The organism is Bifidobacterium mongoliense DSM 21395 (assembly GCF_000741285.1).
In the GTDB taxonomy this organism is placed as follows: domain Bacteria; phylum Actinomycetota; class Actinomycetes; order Actinomycetales; family Bifidobacteriaceae; genus Bifidobacterium; species Bifidobacterium mongoliense.
Map to the genome: position 1 here is coordinate 117,179 of NZ_JGZE01000010.1, position 19,657 is coordinate 136,835.

General features: G+C 64.4%; 13 protein-coding genes. 3 read left to right on the forward strand and 10 right to left on the reverse strand.

Going from position 1 to position 19,657, the window contains the following annotated elements:
• Positions 1-56: 56 nt before the first annotated feature.
• Complete coding sequence (locus BMON_RS04465) at positions 57-2,918, reverse strand: FtsK/SpoIIIE family DNA translocase (RefSeq protein WP_033511165.1); 2,862 nt, start codon at positions 2,916-2,918, stop codon at positions 57-59.
• 51 nt (positions 2,919-2,969) lie between these two features.
• On the opposite strand from BMON_RS04465, the gene BMON_RS04470 reads away from it, so the two are divergent.
• The gene (locus BMON_RS04470) at positions 2,970-3,782 is read left to right on the forward strand and encodes a Fic/DOC family protein (protein ID WP_033511166.1); all 813 of its coding nucleotides are present in this window, start codon (positions 2,970-2,972) and stop codon (positions 3,780-3,782) included.
• Between the two features lie 19 nt (positions 3,783-3,801).
• Here BMON_RS04470 and miaA read toward each other — a convergent pair whose 3' ends face one another.
• Positions 3,802-4,902, reverse strand: a complete 1,101-nt coding sequence (gene miaA / locus BMON_RS04475; protein WP_081882885.1) for a tRNA (adenosine(37)-N6)-dimethylallyltransferase MiaA — start codon at positions 4,900-4,902, stop codon at positions 3,802-3,804.
• A gap of 82 nt (positions 4,903-4,984) precedes the next feature.
• Here miaA and BMON_RS04480 point away from each other — a divergent pair, with 82 nt between their 5' ends.
• Positions 4,985-5,731, forward strand: coding sequence for a GTP pyrophosphokinase (locus BMON_RS04480; protein WP_033511167.1), 747 nt, complete (start codon positions 4,985-4,987; stop codon positions 5,729-5,731).
• 209 nt (positions 5,732-5,940) lie between these two features.
• Here the strand turns inward: BMON_RS04480 and BMON_RS04485 are convergent, their stop codons facing one another.
• Positions 5,941-6,783 carry an aldo/keto reductase gene (locus tag BMON_RS04485; RefSeq protein WP_033511366.1) on the reverse strand — a complete coding sequence of 281 codons (843 nt, stop codon included), beginning with the start codon at positions 6,781-6,783 and terminating at the stop codon, positions 5,941-5,943.
• Between the two features lie 360 nt (positions 6,784-7,143).
• On the opposite strand from BMON_RS04485, the gene BMON_RS04490 reads away from it, so the two are divergent.
• Positions 7,144-8,037, forward strand: a complete 894-nt coding sequence (locus BMON_RS04490) for a Bax inhibitor-1/YccA family protein (RefSeq protein ID WP_033511168.1) — start codon at positions 7,144-7,146, stop codon at positions 8,035-8,037.
• Positions 8,038-8,369: 332 nt separating this feature from the next.
• Here BMON_RS04490 and BMON_RS04495 read toward each other — a convergent pair whose 3' ends face one another.
• From BMON_RS04495 to BMON_RS04525, 7 genes are all read right to left on the reverse strand, one after another.
• Entirely contained in the window at positions 8,370-9,257 is an 888-nt protein-coding gene (locus BMON_RS04495) for a hypothetical protein (protein ID WP_033511169.1), read from the reverse strand.
• Positions 9,258-10,194: 937 nt separating this feature from the next.
• Entirely contained in the window at positions 10,195-12,963 is a 2,769-nt protein-coding gene (acnA, locus tag BMON_RS04500) for an aconitate hydratase AcnA (protein ID WP_033511170.1), read from the reverse strand.
• Between the two features lie 192 nt (positions 12,964-13,155).
• Positions 13,156-15,894: an HAD-IC family P-type ATPase gene (locus tag BMON_RS04505; RefSeq protein WP_237745327.1), complete on the reverse strand. Its 2,739-nt coding sequence runs from the start codon at positions 15,892-15,894 to the stop codon at positions 13,156-13,158.
• Between the two features lie 142 nt (positions 15,895-16,036).
• The gene (locus BMON_RS04510; protein WP_152595692.1) at positions 16,037-16,606 is read right to left on the reverse strand and encodes a type 1 periplasmic-binding domain-containing protein; all 570 of its coding nucleotides are present in this window, start codon (positions 16,604-16,606) and stop codon (positions 16,037-16,039) included.
• 38 nt (positions 16,607-16,644) lie between these two features.
• Positions 16,645-17,934 carry a class I SAM-dependent RNA methyltransferase gene (locus BMON_RS04515; RefSeq protein WP_033511172.1) on the reverse strand — a complete coding sequence of 430 codons (1,290 nt, stop codon included), beginning with the start codon at positions 17,932-17,934 and terminating at the stop codon, positions 16,645-16,647.
• Positions 17,935-17,991: 57 nt separating this feature from the next.
• Positions 17,992-18,690 (reverse strand): DUF3159 domain-containing protein, encoded by a 699-nt coding sequence (locus BMON_RS04520; protein ID WP_033511173.1) that lies wholly within the window; start codon positions 18,688-18,690, stop codon positions 17,992-17,994.
• A 15-nt stretch (positions 18,691-18,705) separates the two neighbouring features.
• Positions 18,706-19,551, reverse strand: a complete 846-nt coding sequence (locus BMON_RS04525) for a DUF3710 domain-containing protein (RefSeq protein WP_033511174.1) — start codon at positions 19,549-19,551, stop codon at positions 18,706-18,708.
• Positions 19,552-19,657 lie beyond the last annotated feature (106 nt).

The window sequence follows — 19,657 nt, forward strand, 5'->3', positions numbered from 1 at the left end:
GAAGATCCGGGCCGATCCGCGACGGAACACACGGACGGCCCCCGACCATCGCACGTTCACTCCTGCGGCGCATCGCCCCCCGGTTGCTCACCGGGGCCCTGCTGCAGCGAACTCGTCTCACCGCGCAGGAACGCCAACACCTGCTGCAGATCCTGCGGCTGTACGAGAACCTCGCGCGCCTTGGATCCTTCCGACGGTCCGACCACACCATGCGATTCGAGCAAGTCCATGAGACGGCCCGCCTTCGCGAATCCGACCCTGAGTTTGCGCTGCAGCATCGAGGTCGACCCGAACTGCGTGGTCACCACGAGTTCGGCGGCCTGCAGCAGCACGTCGAGATCGTCTCCGATGTCCTCATCGGGTTCGGCGGCGTGCTGTTCGGCCTCCTTGGCCATGCGCTCGATATCCTCACGGTAATGAGGCTTGCGCTGGGTCCGCACGGCGTCGACCGCCTTGCGGATCTCCGACTCACCGACCCATGAACCCTGCACGCGCAGAGGCTTGGCCGACCCCATGGGCAGGAACAGCGCGTCGCCCTGGCCGATCAGGGTCTCGGCGCCGACCGTGTCGAGGATGACGCGCGAATCCGTGGCGGACGAGGTCGCGAAGGCCAGGCGGGACGGGATATTCGCCTTGATGAGACCGGTCACGACGTCCACCGAAGGCCGCTGGGTGGCGAGGACGAGGTGCACGCCGGCCGCTCGTGCCAGCTGAGTGATGCGCTGGATGGAGCTCTCCACGTCGTTCTTCGCGATCATCATGAGATCCGCCATCTCGTCGACCACGACCAGCAGGTACGGGTACGGGGCGACCTTGCGGTTGGATCCTTGGGGAGCGTGGACCTTGCCCGCGCGAACGGCCTCGTTGAAATCCTTGACGTGCCGGAAACCGAAGAACTGCAGGTCGTCGTATCTGGCATCCATCTCCTTGACCACCCACTCCAAGGCCTGCGAGGCCTTCTTGGGATCGGTGATAATGGGAGTGAGCAGATGGGGTATGCCGGCGTAGGCCGACAGCTCCACGCGCTTGGGGTCGACGAGGATGAGCCGCACCTGCTCGGGGGTGGCCCGCATGATGATGGAGGTGAGCATCGAATTGATGAAGCTGGACTTACCGGAGCCGGTCGCGCCGGCCACCAGCAAATGGGGCATCTTGGTGAGATCCGCGGTGACGAAATGTCCCTCCACGTCCTTGCCGACGCCGGCCAGCATGGGGTTGGGGTCGTTCATCGCCTCGTCGGAACGCAGCACGTCACCGAGATGGACGATCTCGCGGTCAACGTTCGGAATCTCGATGCCGATCGCCGACTTGCCGGGAATCGGGGACAGGATGCGCACGTCTGAGCTCGCCACGGCATAGGCGATGTTGCGCTGCAGATTGGTGACCTTCTCGACCTTGACGCCCGGGCCGAGCTCGACCTCATACTGGGTGACCGACGGGCCGCGCAGGAACCCGACGACCTTCGCGTCGATATCGAACTGCTGGAACGTGGAAGTGAGGGCGCGGATGACGTTGTCGTTGGCCGGGGTGCGCACCGCATGCGGCTGGCCTTTGACCAACAGGTTCGTATCGGGCAGCCGGTACGGCGGCAGGACTCCCGGGGCACCCTCCTCATCTCCCGTCGCTCCGTCGGCCGGATGCGTATCGGTGGAAGCATTCCCGCCGGATGGCGACGACACCGCAGCGTCCGGTCCTATCTCACCGGTCTGTGTATTGACCATGGTCCGGTCGCCACTCGCATCATCGGTCGTGGGGCGCGAACCCGTTCCATATCCGTCTCCGTCGGTGGATCCAGAGGCACCGGCGAATCCACCGACGGGGGAACCGACCGTAGCCCAGGGATCGGTTGCCGGCGACGCCGTGCGCGTGGGCAATACCGTCGTGGCCGACTCCCCCACGGGCAAGGCTCCGGAGAACCGCTGCGGCAACGTGTCGTCGCGCACCCGTGCGGCCAACAGCTGGGTCTCCGCGGCTTCGCCGTGCTGGCGTGCGGCCTTGGCGAAGGCCGTGTCGTTCTCATACCGGTCAAGGCCGGTGTCCTCGCCGCCCCGCTTGCCTGAGGACAGCTTCGCCATAAGGCGCCGCCACAGGCCGGGGCGCTGCAAGTCATCGTCGACGGCATCGCCACCCGCCTCGTCATGGGAAGGCACGCCCTGCGCGAAGGACAGGGTGCCGTCGCCGACGCGAACCTCGTTGGGGAACTGCTCGGCGCCCGCCGTGGCCCCGGCATCGTCCGCACGACGCGTGATGCCGAGCAGCGACCGGACCCGGTCGGGCACCTCATTGACATGGATGCGGGTAATGAGCAGGAGAGAAAACAGGACGGTGACCGCGAAGATCACCATGGCAAACCCCTTCGAAAGCCCCCAGGCCAACGGCGAACCAAGCACGAAGCCGAATAACCCGCCGGCCTGCTGCAGCATGGTCATGTCCATGCCACGGATGTCGGAGGCGACGATAACGTCGACCATCGAACAGATGGAAAACAGCAACAGGCCCCAACCGGTCACGACCTTGGGATTCTCGGCCTCATCGCCGCTGTTGCGCATGAGACGGATCGCCAGGTAGGTCAGCAACACCGGCAGAACCACGCTCATCACGCCGAATGCCCCCGATGCCAGGGCATGCAGCGCCCGACCGAGCGCGCCATCGACGCGGAACCATTCGGACGCGCAGAACAGGATGGCCAGCACCAGAAGGATGAAGCACCACCCGTCCGTGCGGTTGTCCGGGTCGTACTCACCCACACCGCCTATGGTCCGCACGACCTTACCCAGACCCCTTGGCAGGGCGAGGAGGATCTTATGCCATACCGGTTCGGGGCGTTGCCCGTCCGAATCGGTGCGTTTCGCCGACCCCGATGCGCCGGAGCGCGGGGATGTTGATCGTGAGTTGCGTGAGGGTGCCGTTCGTGCCATAACGGGACCGATTCTACCGGCTCCCATTCCCATCGGCTATCATGGCACGGTATGACACCTGCGGAACGTGCGAGCGCAGTCGCATTTGCACTGAAGAACTGCGCACTGGGCAATCTGTCTCCCGACGAGGCCACGTTGCAGGCCGCCCGGTTGTATGAGCATGAGGGCGGAGATCCGGCCCGGCTCCTCATGGCCGCGGGACGGCACGCGCCGAGCGCCATCTTCGCACGGACCGTCGCACTCAATGAACACGGATGGCGTGGCAGCGGGGATCTCAAGGAGCTGCAGGCCATCCACCTGGCGCTCTTCGACGGTGTTCACGAGGATGCCGGGAAGCTGCGCACCAAAAACGTGAAGGACCACGAAACCGACTCCGGCGCGGTGACTCGCCGTGTGAACGGCGGCCTGAACGGCGGCCTGAACGGCGCTGTCGACGCCAAGGACGCCGTAATCGCCTCGGGACCGCTCGACGACGATCCCCAGGCCTTCTTCCCCGCGAACCTCATCACGACCGGAGCGATGAACATCTCGACCGAACTCGCCGAACAGCGTAACCTGCGCAGCCTGGATCGCGCCGTGTTCACGCACGCCCTGGCGAAGATCTACGACGAACTGGGCTATCTGCACCCGTTCAACGGCGGCAACGCGATGGTGCTGCGTATCTTCGCATCCCGCCTCGCCCATGACGCCGGATGGGACCTCGACTGGGGCGAGGTCACCCGCGAGCGCTATCGGAAGGCCAGGCGACAGGCCTGCCGCGGGGACATCACCGGATTCGAATCCCTGTTCGCCGACATCCAACGTCCGGCCAATCCGACGCGAGTCTTCCTCATCGCGGGCTGGGACCAGGGCCCGGCGCACTGACCTGCGGTCCGCAGCCGGTCTATTCGTTGACGCCGCAGGCTTGGTTCATGCCACCATCAATCCGGTTCGTGCCATCATCGGCCCGGTTGGCAGCGCCGTCAGCAACATCGCCCAGGTGGTGGGAGGTGAAACCGTCGGCTTCGGCATCGCGGGCATCGTACTCCCCCGCATCGGCGCTCATGACGATTCCAAGCGCCTCGTCGACCAAGGTGGGCCTCAATGCCTGGAGCCAATGGATCCTCGGATCTCTGCCGAACCAACCCATCTGCTTGCGGGCCAGACGTTTCGTCAGGCGCGCGATCTCGGCATAGGCCGCGTCCTCGTCGATCTCGCCGTCGAGGAACCGCGCGATCTGCGGATACCCCAGCGCACGGGACGCGGTCGTACCCAGACGTTCACGCAATCGTTCGACCTCCCGCGTGAATCCCAGCGCACGCATCTGGGCCGTGCGGCGTTCGATGCGCTCGTCAAGCAGGTCGCGCGGCAGGTCGAGGCCGATCTGCACGGCGGGCATGACATAGTGGTACCGCGGCAACGACGCCGAATACGGGCGTCCGGTGATGGCGATGACCTCGAGGGCCCGTATCGTCCGCCGGACATTGTGCGGGTCCATGCGGCGCGCCGCTTCGGGGTCGCGATCCATCAACTCGTCGAACAACAATCCGGGACCTTCGCTCTCGGCGCGTCGCTCCAAGCCCTCCCGGATGGCGGCGTCGGTGGCGGGAAACGAGATATCGTCGATGGCGGCGCGGGCGTACAGGCCCGATCCCCCGACCAGGATGGGCCGGATGCCGCGGCGCTGCAGATCCGCGATGCACGTTCTGGCGAGTCCTTGGAAACGCGCCACGCTCATGGCGTCCTCGGGATCGATGACGTCGAGAAGATGGTGGGGCACGGCCGCACGCTCCTGCGCGGTGGGCTTGGCCGTACCGACGTCCATCTGACGGTACATCTGATAGGCATCGGCGTTGACGATCTCGGCCCGTTGCCCACGTGCGGCCAACGCCCGGGCGAGTCCTATGCCCAACCCGGTCTTGCCCGAGGCGGTCGGACCGATGATCGACACCACCTTGGCGCGCCGTTCCTGGGTGTGCGTATCGAGACCTCGCTGCTCTTCCATACCGGCGATACTAGCGGGGTGAGTGAACCACCCGGCATATGTGCACCCAGGGCCTTCTCAGCACCGGCGTTATGATGGTGCCGTGATACTCGACCGACATGACCGAATCAACACCACAGAAATAGCCGCACGACTCAGGGGGCTGCAAGCAGGGGAAACGGGCTTTCCCACCGCGGAGATCGACAAGTTCGTCGATCTCATGCAGGTCTACGAGGGCGCGATGTATGAGATCAGCACGAAGCTGGACATCCTGGACGGCGAATTCCAGGTCAGATTCGAACACAATCCCATCCACCATCTCGAGCGCCGGCTCAAATCCGTCAACTCGATCATCGGCAAGCTGGAACGCAAGAATCTGCCTGTTTCAGTCGAATCGATCAAGGACCATCTGTTCGACGTTGCGGGCATCCGCGTCATCTGCAACTATCGTGACGACGTGTATTCGGTGTCGAATTATCTGTCCGGGCAATCCGACATCCAGGTGCTGCGGGTGAAGGACTACATCAAGAACCCCAAGCAGAACGGTTATCGCAGCCTGCACGTCATCTATTCGGTGCCGGTCTTCCTCTCATCCGGGGCATACTACACACCCGTCGAGGTCCAGTTCCGCACCGTTGCCATGGACTATTGGGCGAGCCTCGAGCATGCCCTGCGATACAAGGCCGACCTTCCCGACGCCCGGTTCGCCGAGCATTCCCAGACGCTGCTGGACTGCGCACGCAGCCTGCAGAACGTCGAGGCGCAGATGCAGAACATCCACCGCGACATCAATGGTGCGCCGCAAAGCGAGCAGACGCCGGAATCCAAGGCCAACGGCATCAAAGATTGATGCGGTCCGAATGCTGACGGAATCCGAAAGCCAACGAAACTCCGCGGACTAACGAAACCGGCGGCCTGGCGACCGGATACCTCAGTCCGCCGGATCAATCCCTCAAACCCGACTCGTCACCGGCGAATCGACGCCCGCTCCGTCGCCGATTCGCGGCAGTGGCGTTGCGGCGATGTTGTTGCGACGATGACGCTGAACGGCCGAAACGATCAGAAGTCGAAATGATCGGGGTCGGCGCCGTTCCTGCGTCCGGTGTCCAACGCGGCGATGGCCCGCATCTGGGCGTCGTCCAGAGCGAAATCGAACACATCGAAATTCTGGCGGATACGTTCGGCATGCGTCGATTTGGGCAACACGATCACACCGCGCTGCAAGTGCCAGCGAATCACGACCTGGGCGGGCGACTTGCCGTACTGCTCGCCGATGCGGGCCAACAGAGGGTCGGACAGCAGCGAGCCGCCCGTACCGCCCAACGGGCTGTAGGCCTCCACGTCGATGCGCTTGGTGTGCACGGCGTCGACGAGTTCCTGGTTGACGAACTGCGGCGAGGATTCGATCTGATCCACCTGCGGTTTCGTGCCGCTCATCGCCAGCAACGATTCGAGATGATGCTGCTGGAAATTGCTCACGCCGATGGCGCGCACCCGCCGCTCCCGGTACAGCTCGACCATCTGCTCCCAGGCCCGTTCCCATCCGTCGGCCGGCCAGTGGATGAGATAGAGATCGAGGTAATCGACCCCGAGCCTGTCCATGCTCCGATAGCAGGCCTCCCTGGCCTTGCCGGCGCGGATATCGTCGTTCCACAGCTTCGTGGTCAGGAAGATGTCGCGTCGATCGACGCCCGATTGCCGGATGCCTTCACCGACCGACTCCTCGTTGCGGTAGATCATCGCCGTGTCGATGTGACGGTACCCGGCTTGCAGCGCACTACGCACCGCGCCGATCGTCTCCTCGCCCTGTGGGGTTTGGAACACCCCGAGTCCCAACTGAGGGATCGTCACGCCGTTGTTCAACGTGATGGCCGCGTCGCTCGCCTGTCGTAATTCCTGCATCTTCTGCATCGCCACTCCTTCGGTGTGTTGCCGTTCGTTGACTTGACTTGCCGTTCGTTGACTTGTGTTGCGGTTCGGTGACTTGTATCGCTGTATGTTGCCACGCGTCCCGCATCCGCGCATCGCTCGTGCGTGATCGAATCGCAACAGAGGTCGTCCCTCTCGCTTAATCCCCATCGTAACCGCTGCCATCGGCGGTTGTGCCCGTGGCATAGGCCAGGAACTCCACATTCAGCGCTCACACCCCATCGCGCCTTTGGATGACATTGCCCGTCCTCGCAGAACCTCCTACGTTCAGAGCTAACACACAGGAGCGTCGATTATCCTGAGATTGGAATCACGATACGTAAAGGAGCAATCATGACGTTCGGAAGGCAACCGCAGGACGACCGCGATCACATGAATCAGCAACCCTACGGCCAGTCGCAGGGACAGCCAACGCAACCGCTGTACGGCCAGGGCTACCAGAACCATCAGGGTTATCAGACGTCCACGGGATCACAGGCGCCCAGCGGCCAATACGGCTACGCGGCGCAGTCCGCATCGGGCCGCGCCCCCATCGACGCGCAACTCGCCTATTCCTACGAGCGCACCAAGCGGACCTCAATCGCGAGCGCCTACGGCCAGATGACCATTGGACTGCTTATCACCGCCGTCGTCGCCATCGTCTCCCAGATGACGGGTGCGTTGGTCAGTTTCCTTGTCGCCACGGGCGGGCTCGGATGGATCGGCCTGGCCATCGTCCAAGTCGTCATGGCTGTGACACTCGGAGCACGTGTCATGAAGATGCGCACCGGAACCGCCTACGCGATGTTCTATGTGTATGCGGCGCTCATGGGCTTCACATTGAGCTCGATCTTCCTGGTCTACGATCTTGGTTCGATCGGCATGGCTCTGGGATTGAGCATCGGTTTCTTCGTCGTCCTCACCATGTTGGCTCTGACTACCAAAATCGACATGCTCAAGACCGGTCCGATCCTCATGGTCGCCCTCATCGTGCTCATTGTGGGTCAGGTCATCCTCATGTTCATCTCCCCTTCGAACACCATCATGATGGCGATCTCCGCGGTTGGCTTGCTGATCTTCGCCGGTCTGACGGCATACGACGCCCAGCGCACCCGCGCACTGTTCGCCCAGTACGCGACGAATCTCGACATGATCAAGCGCCTGTCCATCGTCTGCGCACTGAGCCTGTATCTCGATTTCGTCAACATGTTCCTCTATCTGCTGCGCCTGTTCGGCGGCCGCAACTAGGCCATATCCGGGTGCGCCCGCAGACGCCGGGCGCACCCTTCGACATTCGATCAGTTTCTCATTCCTCCATTCTTTCGGTCTTTCGGTCCCTCAGTCCTCTCACTCCCTCAGTCACTCACCCCCTCAGTCACCCAACCCTCCCCCTCCAGTCTCCCTGAGTTCCTCAGTCCCTCCCCTCATTCCCCCACTTCCTCAGTGCGCCCTTAAGTTGCGTGGTATGTCCCGCCCCGACACAGTCCGTCCTCGCGTGGCACAGTGAGCCCCAGTCACGCGGCGCTTCCTCGTACGTCACGGTGCACGCTTCCCACACCGATTTCACACCTCGTATTTCGTCATCGCTTCTTCCTATGATGCCTCCCATCCGCCAAACGCCATAAATCCCTAGGCTCCTCCACCACCGAGGAACCTCCCGCCGCAAGCAATGCGGATCTGACGTTACGCACATATCGATCCATGGCGCTCTCACTGCTGAGCATCGCGCCCCATACCGGGAACACCTTCCACTCCCCCGCAGTCAAGGCATTCAGGCGTTCGCAGTCGTCGACGTACTGGGCTGTGTGGTGCATGCCGTGATATTCCATCCCGATACGAAACTCTGGATATGCCATGTCCAACACCCGCACACGACCGTCCACCATCAAGGAATAGTTGATCACGGGCATCGGTAGGCCCCGGCGGAGTATCGCCAGTCTGAGCTTGCTCTCGTATGGGGAATCGGTGCCAGGCAGTGATAGTCTCAGCGCCCTCATGCACAGGCGCCGATTGGTCAGACGTCGCCCCTCGCGCACGAATCGTCCCAGCTGCAAGCGGGTCGAACGCTGCAGCACCGGATCACGGCACGCCATGACGTCCGCCAGCATGGTCAGGGATTCAAGGTCATACCGCCGTGCCATGTGCGCGAACGTCGCCGCGGGAGACGTGCACACCATGTCAAACACCTTGATAACAGCGTCGTCTCGATGCAGCTGATTCCATGTGTGGCAGACGATCGGTGCGGGAAGAGTCCGATACTGGTCCCGATCCGACATGACGATATGCATCCTGGGGTCGATCTCGATCGAAATCCCCATCAACCCCAGCGCCATGTCCAAAGCGAATACCGGTTCGAAACGCACCATGCGTTTCGCCTCTCGGCATCGCTGGACGTATTCTGATTGCACGCTCCACGCCTTGCAGCGCATGATGTGCTGCTCCGACGGTTGCTGGCGTATCTCGAACATGCTCACACGATACCGATAGCCGGGCGGCGATCCGTGGCCATTGCGCCACTGTGGTCGAAGGCCCGGTTGCTGCACAAGCCGTGCGCCGATCGACACGGGTCAGGGAAGGCAGTTGAGCGACACAAGTGAACGATTCGTCGACACAAGTCGTAGATGCGGCCCCATAGATCAGCGATTGGCGGACAGATCGCAGGTTCGAGAACACAGGTCGCGAACTGGTGTACCCGGGTCCTAGGTTCAGCCACACAAGTGAACGATTGACGGACACGGGTCGCCGGTTGCCTGACATGAGTCGCAGATTGGCCGACAAAGATCGCTGGTTCGACGACACAAGTCGTAGGTTCAGCCACACAAGTCGACGATTGACAGCCACAAGTCGCAGGTTGACCGACATGAGTCGCAAGTTGACAGCCACAAGTCGCAGATACACCGACACAGATCGCAGATTCGCATAGGCAGAACGGCCAATGTAATTATTGAGTGGCGGAATTCCGCCAGTGCATAATTGTAATGGCCGTTCTGCCTGAGGCACCTCAGGATTCGGTCTCACATCCCGAGATGATCGCCCAAATACGGACTCACCGTGACCGTAACCCGACGAACCATGACATCCGGCATCACATACGCCAACGAACACGCCGAAAGACGCCGAACGGAATCGAAAGCGAACCCGTCGACGCCCTGCGGACTGGACGGCGAATCTGCTAGTTGACCTGAACTGGTTCAGAAAGCGTTTCAGGACGCGGATCTGAAAGCGGCTACGGCAGTGAACCCGGCGATCACCACCGCCGTTCACCGGCCGCCGTTCACCATCGCCGCCACCAACCACACCAACCACCGGCCACTAGCAGACATCCACCCCTGGCCACGACCAAGCAACCACCGTGGGCCAGCGGTCAGCAAAGCAATCAGCGATCACCCATCAACCAACCACCGCTCAGCGATCACCCATCAACCCGCGCAACACATACTGCAGGATGCCGCCGTTACGGTAGTAGTCCGCTTCGCCAGGCGTATCGATGCGCACGGTCGCGTCGAATGCCACGACGCTGCCGTCCGTCCTGGTGGCACGAACCGTGACGGTCTTGGGGGCGGCACCTTGGTTGAGTGCCTCGATGCCCAGGATGTCGAAGGTTTCGGTGCCGTCGAGCCCCAGGGATTCGGCCGACTCGCCCTCGGGGAACTGCAGCGGCAGCACACCCATGCCGATGAGATTCGAACGGTGGATACGCTCGAAGCTGCGGGTGATCACCGCCCTGACGCCGAGCATGGCCGTGCCTTTGGCCGCCCAGTCGCGGGAGGATCCGGTGCCGTATTCCTTGCCGGCCAGCACCACGAGCGGCGTGCCCTGACGCCGGTACCGCTGTGATGCCTCGTAGATCGTCGAGGGTTTGCCCTCCACGAAGTCGTAGGTGAAACCGCCCGGCGTGACCTCCTGGCCGACGGATGCGAGCAACTGGTTACGTAGGCGAATATTGCCGAAGGTTCCCCGGACCATGATCTCGTGATTGCCGCGCCTGGAGCCGTAGGAATTGAAATCCTTGCGCGTGATGCCGCGGTCCATGAGATACCGCCCGGCCGGACTCGAGGCGGGGAACGCGCCGGCCGGGGAAATGTGGTCGGTGGTCACGGAGTCGCCCAGCAAGGCCAGCACCCTGGCGCCGTGGATGTCGGTCACCGGCTGGGGGGTGGCCGTCATGTCGTCGAAGAAGGTCTGCTTGCGCACGTAAGTGGAGTCGGGATCCCAGGCGAACCGCTCGCCGTGCGGGACCTGCAATCCGTTCCACCGCTCGTCGCCGTCGAACACCGATTGGTAGTCCTGCACGTACATGTCGCGGGACACCGTTTCGTCGACGATCTGGTGGATCTCGGCGTTCGACGGCCAGATGTCGCGCAGGAAGACCTCGTCACCCGCGCGATCGACGCCCAGGGGCTGGCGGTCGAAATCGAAGTTCATGGTGCCCGCCAGCGCATAGGCGATCACCAGAGGCGGCGAGGCGAGGTAGTTCATCTTGACGTCGGGGCTGATGCGCCCTTCGAAGTTACGGTTGCCGGACAGCACCGCGGTCACCGTCAGGTCGTTGTCGTTGATGGCCTGTGAGATCTCCGGCAGCAACGGACCGGAGTTGCCGATGCAGGTGGCGCAGCCGAAGCCTACGAGTTGGTAGCCCAGCGCGTCGAGGTCGGTTTGCAGACCGGCCTTGTCGAGATAGTCGGCGACGACCTGCGAGCCCGGGGCGAGCGACGTCTTCACCCACGGTTTCGGCGTCAACCCTTTGGCGTGGGCGTTGCGTGCGAGCAGCCCCGCGGCGATCATGACGGACGGATTCGAGGTGTTCGTGCAGCTGGTGATGGACGCTATGGCGACGTCGCCGTTGCGCACCGAAAAATCGCCGCGGAAATCGGTCTTGACCGCGATCGGCTCATGCGCGGTGCGATTGGTCTCGTAGTCGGGTACGGTGCGTTCGAACCTGGGTTTGGCCTGGGAGAGCTCGATGCGGTCCTGCGGGCGTTTCGGCCCGGCGATGGACGGCACGACGGTGCCCAGGTCAAGGGTCATGTACTCCGAGTACTGCGGTTCGACGTAATCGGGATCCCCCGTGTCGCCCCACAACCGGTTCGCCTTGGCATAGGCCTCGACCAACGCGATCTGCCGGTCGCTGCGCCCCGTGAGCCGCAGGTAATCGAGCGTGACGTCGTCGATGGGGAAAATGCCGCAGGTCGAGCCGAATTCCGGGCTCATGTTGCCGATGGTGGCGCGGTTGGCCAAGGGCAGTTCCACCACGCCGTCGCCGTAGAATTCGACGAACTTGCCGACCACGCCGTGCTGGCGCAGCATGTCGGTGACCGTGAGGACGACGTCGGTGGCCGTCACGCCCTCGGGAATCGCACCGGTGAGCTTGAATCCGACGACCCGCGGGACCAGCATCGAGATGGGCTGGCCCAGCATCGCCGCCTCGGCCTCGATGCCGCCCACACCCCAGCCGAGCACGCCGAGGCCGTTGACCATGGTGGTGTGCGAATCCGTGCCCACGCATGAGTCCAGGTAGGCGAGCTCGCGGCCATCGGTCCGATCGCTCCCCTCAGCGCCAACAGCGCCGTCGCTGCCGCCACCGACTCCGTCCGCACCGGCCTGCGCCTTGTGCATGACCACCTGCGCCAGATACTCGATGTTCACCTGGTGAATGATGCCGGTCCCGGGCGGGACGACACGGAAGTTGTGGAACGCCTGCTGCCCCCAGCGCAGGAACTGGTAGCGTTCGCCGTTGCGCTGGTATTCGATGTCCATGTTGCGCTGCATCGCATCCGCGACGCCGTAGGCGTCAATCTGCACCGAATGATCGATGACCATGTCGGCGGGGACCTGCGGATTGATGACCTCGGGGTCGCCCCCCAGATCCGCGACCGCATCGCGCATCGTGGCCAGATCGACGATGCACGGCACGCCGGTGAAGTCCTGCATCACCACGCGCGAGGGGGTGAACTGGATCTCGTCGCTCGGTTCGGCCTGGGGATCCCAATCGAGCAGCGCGCGCACATGATCATCGGTGATGTTCGCGCCGTCGATGTTGCGGATGAGGTTCTCGACAAGCACCTTCAGGCAGTACGGCAGATGCCCGATGCCCGGCAAATCGGCGATGCGATAGTAATCGAAGGTTTCCCGGCACGCATGCAGAACGGACCGCTGGGTTTCTCGTAGGGACATGAATCCTCCGATTCTCGTGTGTGGTGGACCGTCAAGGGTCCGACATGCCGGCATGTCGCCGAGTGCGTCACCCTTACCGCCCGCCGTCGCCCGTCCACGCCGAACCGCTTCTTGGCATGGGCTCGTCGCCGACGCCGGATCTGATGATCCTGGACGGAATGATGCCTGCTGTCAGTGTACCGTGCCGATATTTCAATCCCGACGATGTCGCCTGTCATGTGAAACACGACCGGACCACGGCAACGCGGCAACGCGGCACACCGCATACACCGCCAGGGCCAACACCAGGACGACCATGGTGGTCACCAGCATGGATCCGGAGGGCACGATGACGGCGAAGAACCGTGCGACCGGCGGGATACAGACGCCCACGACCCCGGCCACGGCGAAAACGACCACCAACAGACCACGCCAGCTGCGCAGCGGCCGGGAGACGCGCGCGAGCACCAGCATTGCCAGCACGAAGATGAGGACCGCGTTCGTGGAGCGCAGCAGCGTCAGATCCGCCGCATGATCGAGATTCCAGTGCATGATCGGCGGGAGCATCCAGGAATTGAGCAGCGTGGCCAGTCCGATGGCCGCGCCTCCCGGTATCGCGAACGCGACGACACGGCGCAGGAATCCGGGGATGTAGCGCCGGGAACTCGGACCCAACGCCAGCAGGAACGCGGGCATGCCGATGGTCAGCGCGCCGATATACGTGATATGCCGCGGCAGATAGGGGAACGGCATCGCGGTGAGCACCACGCCGATGGAGATGAGCATGGAATAGATGGTCTTGACCAGGAACAACGAGGCCACACGCTCCATATTCGCCATGACCTGACGGCCCCGGGCGACGACGTCAGGCAGATGGGAGAACTGCGAGTCGACGAGGATGATCTGCGCGACCGCTTTGGCCGCCGGTGCCGCATTGCCCATCGCGATGCCCAGATCGGCCTCTTTGATCGCCAGCGTGTCGTTCACGCCGTCGCCGGTCATGGCCACGACATGGTCCCCTTGGTGCAGCGCCTTCACGATGGACTGCTTTTGTTTGGGCAGCACGCGTCCGAGGACATCGACCCGATCAAGCACTTCGGCCAGGCGGTCGATGTCCTCCGGCAGCTCGCGCGCGTCCATCGTGCGCGGCTCGCGCTCCCCCGTCAGACCCACCTTGCGTGCGATGGCGCCCACGGTGACGGGATTGTCCCCGGAAATCACCCTGCAGCGCACGCCCTGCTCGCGGAACCATGCGAGGGTGTGCGAGGCGTCATCGCGAATGTGCTCGGCGCAGAGCACCAGCGCGACGGGCCGCGCGGCGGACGGCATGCTCATCGACGCTTCCCCCATGGTTGCATCCTGTCCGGCCGCGCTCTGCTGCCCGCCGGGCGCATCGGGAGTCCGTTCGTCCTGCGCCTCTCCCTGGGACCGATCGGCCGGGCACCGTGCGACCATCAGGACGCGCTCGCCCTGGTCGGCATGCCGAGCGACCTGATCGGCGACATCCTTCCCGTCGTAGGACGCGTGCGACGCCTCGGTCCCGGCCTCGTCCGAACCGGTGGTCGATGCCGGTCCCATCGCCGACATGAGGACCTCGGGCGCGCCAAGATACCAAGTCTCCCCCGTGTCCCGGGCCACCGCGCTCCACTTCCTGGCCGACGAGAACGGTATGCGACCGGCTACATCACCGGGCATGACGTCGCGGTCGCCCAGGTAGGCGAGCACCGCGCGTCCGGTGCCGTTCGGATTCTCTTCGTTCGCCAGATCGTACAGGGCGCTCAACACCGCCCCGTCGCCACCCTTGCGATCGGAGCCGTCGAGGAACTCGATGCCGTTCATGGCGATGCGGCCGTCGGTGATGGTCCCGGTCTTGTCGAGGTTCAGGCAATCGACCCTGGCCAGCGTCTCCACCGATTCGAGTTCCTGGACCAGGGTCTTGTGCCGCGCCAGGCGCATGGCGGCGATCGCGAAGTTGAGCGAGGTGAGCAGCACGAGCCCCTCCGGGATCATGCCCACCACGCCTGCGACCGCGGCGATGACGGCCTGACGCCATGCCCCAGTGGACAGGGCGACCTGCCAGCCGCCGACCGTGTGGATCTGCGACCAGATGAGGGCGAAGCACAGCGGCACGACGATGACGGTCATCGTCTTGAGGATGGTGTTGATGCCGGATTTCAGATCGGAGACGCTGGCCTTGTAGACCTTGGCCTCCGCGGTCAGCTTCGCCGCATACCCGTGCTTGCCGACGGCCTCAACGCGGACCAACGCCATGCCGGAGACCGTGGTCGCCCCGGACAATACGGTGTCGCCCTCGCGTTTCACCACGGTCGCGGATTCTCCGGTCAGCATGGATTCGTCGAGTTCCAAACCCCACGTGTGCAGCACCTTGCCGTCGGCCGGCACCTGATCGCCGGCCCGCACCCAGAGCAGATCGCCGAGCACGATATCGTCATGCCCGATGGCGAGGTCACGGCCACCGCGACGCACCATCGGCTTGGAGGAGACGAGGATGGAGAGTCGGTCCAGCGTGATCTTGGCCCGAAGCTCGGTGACAACGCCGATGGCGGTGTTGATGATGATGACCAGACCGAAGACCGCGTCTCGCCAGGATCCGGTGGTGAGCACCATGATCATGGCGACCAGGATGATGGCGTTGAACAGCGTGCATACATGCGAGCGCAGGATCTGCCAGATGGAACGCGACGTGGGGGTCTCGACTGCATTGGTGCGGCCCTGCGCCACAAGACGTTCGATCTCCGCGTCGCTCAGCCCCGGCTCCGCCACTGCAGGCAACGCCGCCTGCTCCGGCTCGGATTCGACTGCGGTCCGGTCCCGTCGGACATGCCCATCCGGTCCGGTCCGGTGCGCACCGTCGTCCGTGGACGCCGCCCCCGCCTCGGCACGGGCATCGCCCTCGATCGCCTTGTCGTGCATGGTCGCTCCGTCGCTCATGGTTTCCCCGTCGTGCATGGTCATCTTTCCAGTTATCCCCGTCGTTCCCATTATCGGTTCGTCATGATTGTCGGTTCATCATATCCGTCGATGCGTTGTCATGGTCACCGGTTCGTCGTCAAAGCCCTCATCATGGCCATCGTCATGGCCGTGCCGTTCTCGTCGTCACCGTCACCGTCGCCTGATGCGGCAGGTCGTTGATGACCTCCGTCACGCTCCGCTCGATCGGCGTCGCATGAGAGGCGTGGTCATCGACCTTCCATATCGCCGCATACAGCAACCGATCATGGGGCGGCGTCACGGGATCGCTGAGCACCACCGGGATGCCGGCACGCCTGGCCCGTTGCAACGCGTCGACCCACGGCCCTCGTCCGGTCCGCCCGACCGCCATGCGATTGACCACGATGGCCTTGACCGCACGGTCGACCATATCACCGACGCTGTCGGCCCCCGCGCGTTCCACGTTCCCCGCGCCGACCACCGAAGCGTAGAAGGCGTTGAGACCGGCCGCGTCGAACGCTCCCATGAGCCGACGATCCGAAGAGGCGTCATCGGAACCGACCACGCCGATGAGGATATCCGACCGGTCGACGGAATCGTGATCGATGGCCGTGTCGGTTTCGGCCGTGCGACCGACCGCCTTGCCGTCGGGGGCGCAGGCGCTCGTCATCGCGACCACGACGCACAGCAGCAGGGCGAGCGCGGCACGCACGCCTCCACGCCGACGCACCGAACGGGACACGGGCCGCATCAGCGGTGCTGGGCGCGCTCGAACACGGCCACGGTCTCGACGTGATGGGTCATCGGGTAGATATCGAATGCATGGATGTCGGTCAGCCGGTAGCCCTCGTCCGCGAACGTCGCGGTGTCGCGGGCCAGGCTGGTCGGATCACAGGCGACGTAGACCACGCCATGGGCACCTGATTCGGCGATACGACGGCAGACGGCGGCGCGCGCACCGGCGCGGGGAGGATCGAGCACCACCACATCGGGGTGGGCCAGGTGCCTGGGTACGAACCGCAGGGCGCGGGCGACGTCGCCGGAGTGGGCCTCCACAGTGTCGATGCCGGCGCGCGTGAGGTTCTCCCGGGCCTGACGCACCGCCGGCTTGGACCCTTCCACGCTGAGCATATGGACGGTGTCCGCGGCTTTCTTCGCCAGCGGCAGCGTGAAGAGCCCCGCCCCGGAGTACAGATCCCAGACCGTCGCATGTGGACGGCCGTCGAGGAGTGCGCGCACGCAACGCAGCACGTGGTCGGGCAGCACCATGGGCGCCCGGCGATGCACCTGCCAGAAACCATCGGCGTGCACGTCGTAGGCGAACCTCGTGCCGTCGATATCCGCCGATTCATGGAGCTTGGCCGACCCGGCCTTGACCTCGTCGCCCACCATGAGGGCGTAGTTCTCGCCGATATCCGTGAGGAGATCGCCGTCCCCTTGGTCGCGGGGTTCGGGCACCGCCAGACGGATGGATGCCCCGGGATCGAATCCGCCGCGCCATACGCCGCAGTGATCGGCGACCGCCAGAAGCGCCTGCGAGGCCAAGGGCATGGTGTCGATGGGGACACGCTGATGACTCTCGCGGCGCCGCATCGAGGGGCGGCCCTCGTCATCGGCGATCATCTCGATGCGGGTGCGCCAGTGCAACCCGCTGAGCGCCTCATCTCCGGCCATGCTCTCGACACCGACCTTGGGCAGATCCACATGGCCGAGCCGATGCATCTGCTCGGTGATGACCGTCGACTTCCAATCCAATTGCCCGGGCAACGACACATGGATGAGGTCGGCCCCGCCGACGCCCCCGCCGTCGGCCAACGGGCCGGCCAGCGGCCATACCGGCGCCACACGCCGATCACTGGCCTCGAGCACCTCGACGACCTCGCCGGTCCAGAACCGGTCCTTGCGCTCATGAGGCTCGTCCAACGCGACGTTCACCAGTTCCCCGGGCAGCGCGAAACGGACGAACACGACCCTCCCGTCGACATGGCCCACGCACCGCCCTTGGTCGGCGTAGCGTTCGATGCGAACAGTGGTCTGCATGATGATGCCTCTTTCCCGATAGCGCTACGGGACAGGATAGCCCACCGGCTCGGACCTCTAGCCCTGCGCCGCCCGGGCGGCGGCGTGCCGGTGCATGGGCGTGGCGACGATGAGATACGACACCCAGATGGCCAATGCCCAGAACGGGATGCCCATGACGAGCCGCGCGGTGCCGAGCGCGGTGACATGATTCGTGACGTACAACGGCACCTGCACGGCCAGCCGCAGCAGGAACACGGCGGTCCACAGCGCCGTGATGATCGTGTAGGCGCGCCGAAGCGGGCGATCGTCACGCCACTCGCGCAGCCAAGCACCCAGATGCTCGGTGGGCACGGAACGGATGAACTCGATGACGAGACCGAGCCCGGGCACGCGTGCGAGCAGCGAAACCGTGAGCAGCACCACGTAGACGGCGTTGGTGATGAATCCGAACAGATAATAGTCCCGCGCGTCGTTGCCGGTCCACGCCCATACGAGACAGATGGCGACGGATACCAGACCGCCGAGCGCTCCGGCCAGGGATTGACGCTGGATGAGGCGCGCCACCACCTGGACCACGGCCAACGCGGCGGAGATCGCGACGGTCACGCGCACATCCCCGACCACCACGAACACCACGACGAACACCAGACCGGGGAGCATGGATTCGACCACACCCCTCACCCCGCCTATGGCGTCGATGATGGAGAACTCGCCTTCCTCGCCCACATGGGCCAGCGAGGCGAACCCCGATCGGGGTTTCTTCGTGTCCTGCATGCCGAGAAGCCGGCCTCAGCGCACTTCGGAGAACATCGGACCGCGGGCGAGCGTGGTCTTGACCTCGGTCTGCTGATCGGAGTCGAAGGGTCCCTTCGGCTGCTGAGGCATCGAAGGGGCGTCCGCATCATCGGACGCGTCGACGCCCGTCGACCCGGCACGGCGTTCCGCGGGTGACACGGGTGCGTGCATGGGCAGCAGGTCGCGGGGGGCCAACGGCTCGTCGCCACGAACCACGATGATGTCGGAGAAGAAATGATCGAGGGCCGTGGCCTCCTCGCCCCGGCTTTGCGCGGCGGGACCGGAGAAGATGGCGCGCAGCATCCACCGGGGGCCGTCGACGGCGGCGATGCGGGTGATCACGTTCGCCCCCTTGACGCTGACGGGCAGCCTCACCTCCATGCCGAAGGTGCCGGGATGTTCGCTCGCGGCGGGATTCGAGGAGAGCAGGTCGGCCCGCACGTCGTCCCACAGGCCCATGGTCTTGGGAGCGGCGAAGGCCTCGATCTCCAGGCTCGACGAGCCGTAGGAGATGGTGCATCCCATCACCTGCTGCGTGGCGCGGTTCGCCTTGACGCGCAGTTCGATGTTCTGCATGAAGGGCAGCATATAGGCGCCGAGATCGAGGTACTCGTCGTCCGCCGGGGCCTCATCGTCGCCGACATCCCACGGTCCGTACTGGTCGCCGCGATGCTCGTAGTCGGCGCTGGGGGTCTCGGGGAACGACGGCTCGTCGATGACGTCGGCCTTGGTGCCCGGGTCGGCCGCGCCGGCCTGCTGGTCATGGGACTCAGTGGCGACGGCGTCCTCGCCATCCTTGGCGTGCTGACGGTGCTTCCTGCCGAATCCGAACAATCCCATGGCTCCTACTTTCTCACGTGATGCGATCGACCCCAGCCTAGCACCGCCCCAGGCTCCACCGCAGGGCGCGCCCTGCGCCTGGCCCCGATAGGTCTGCGGTGACGGG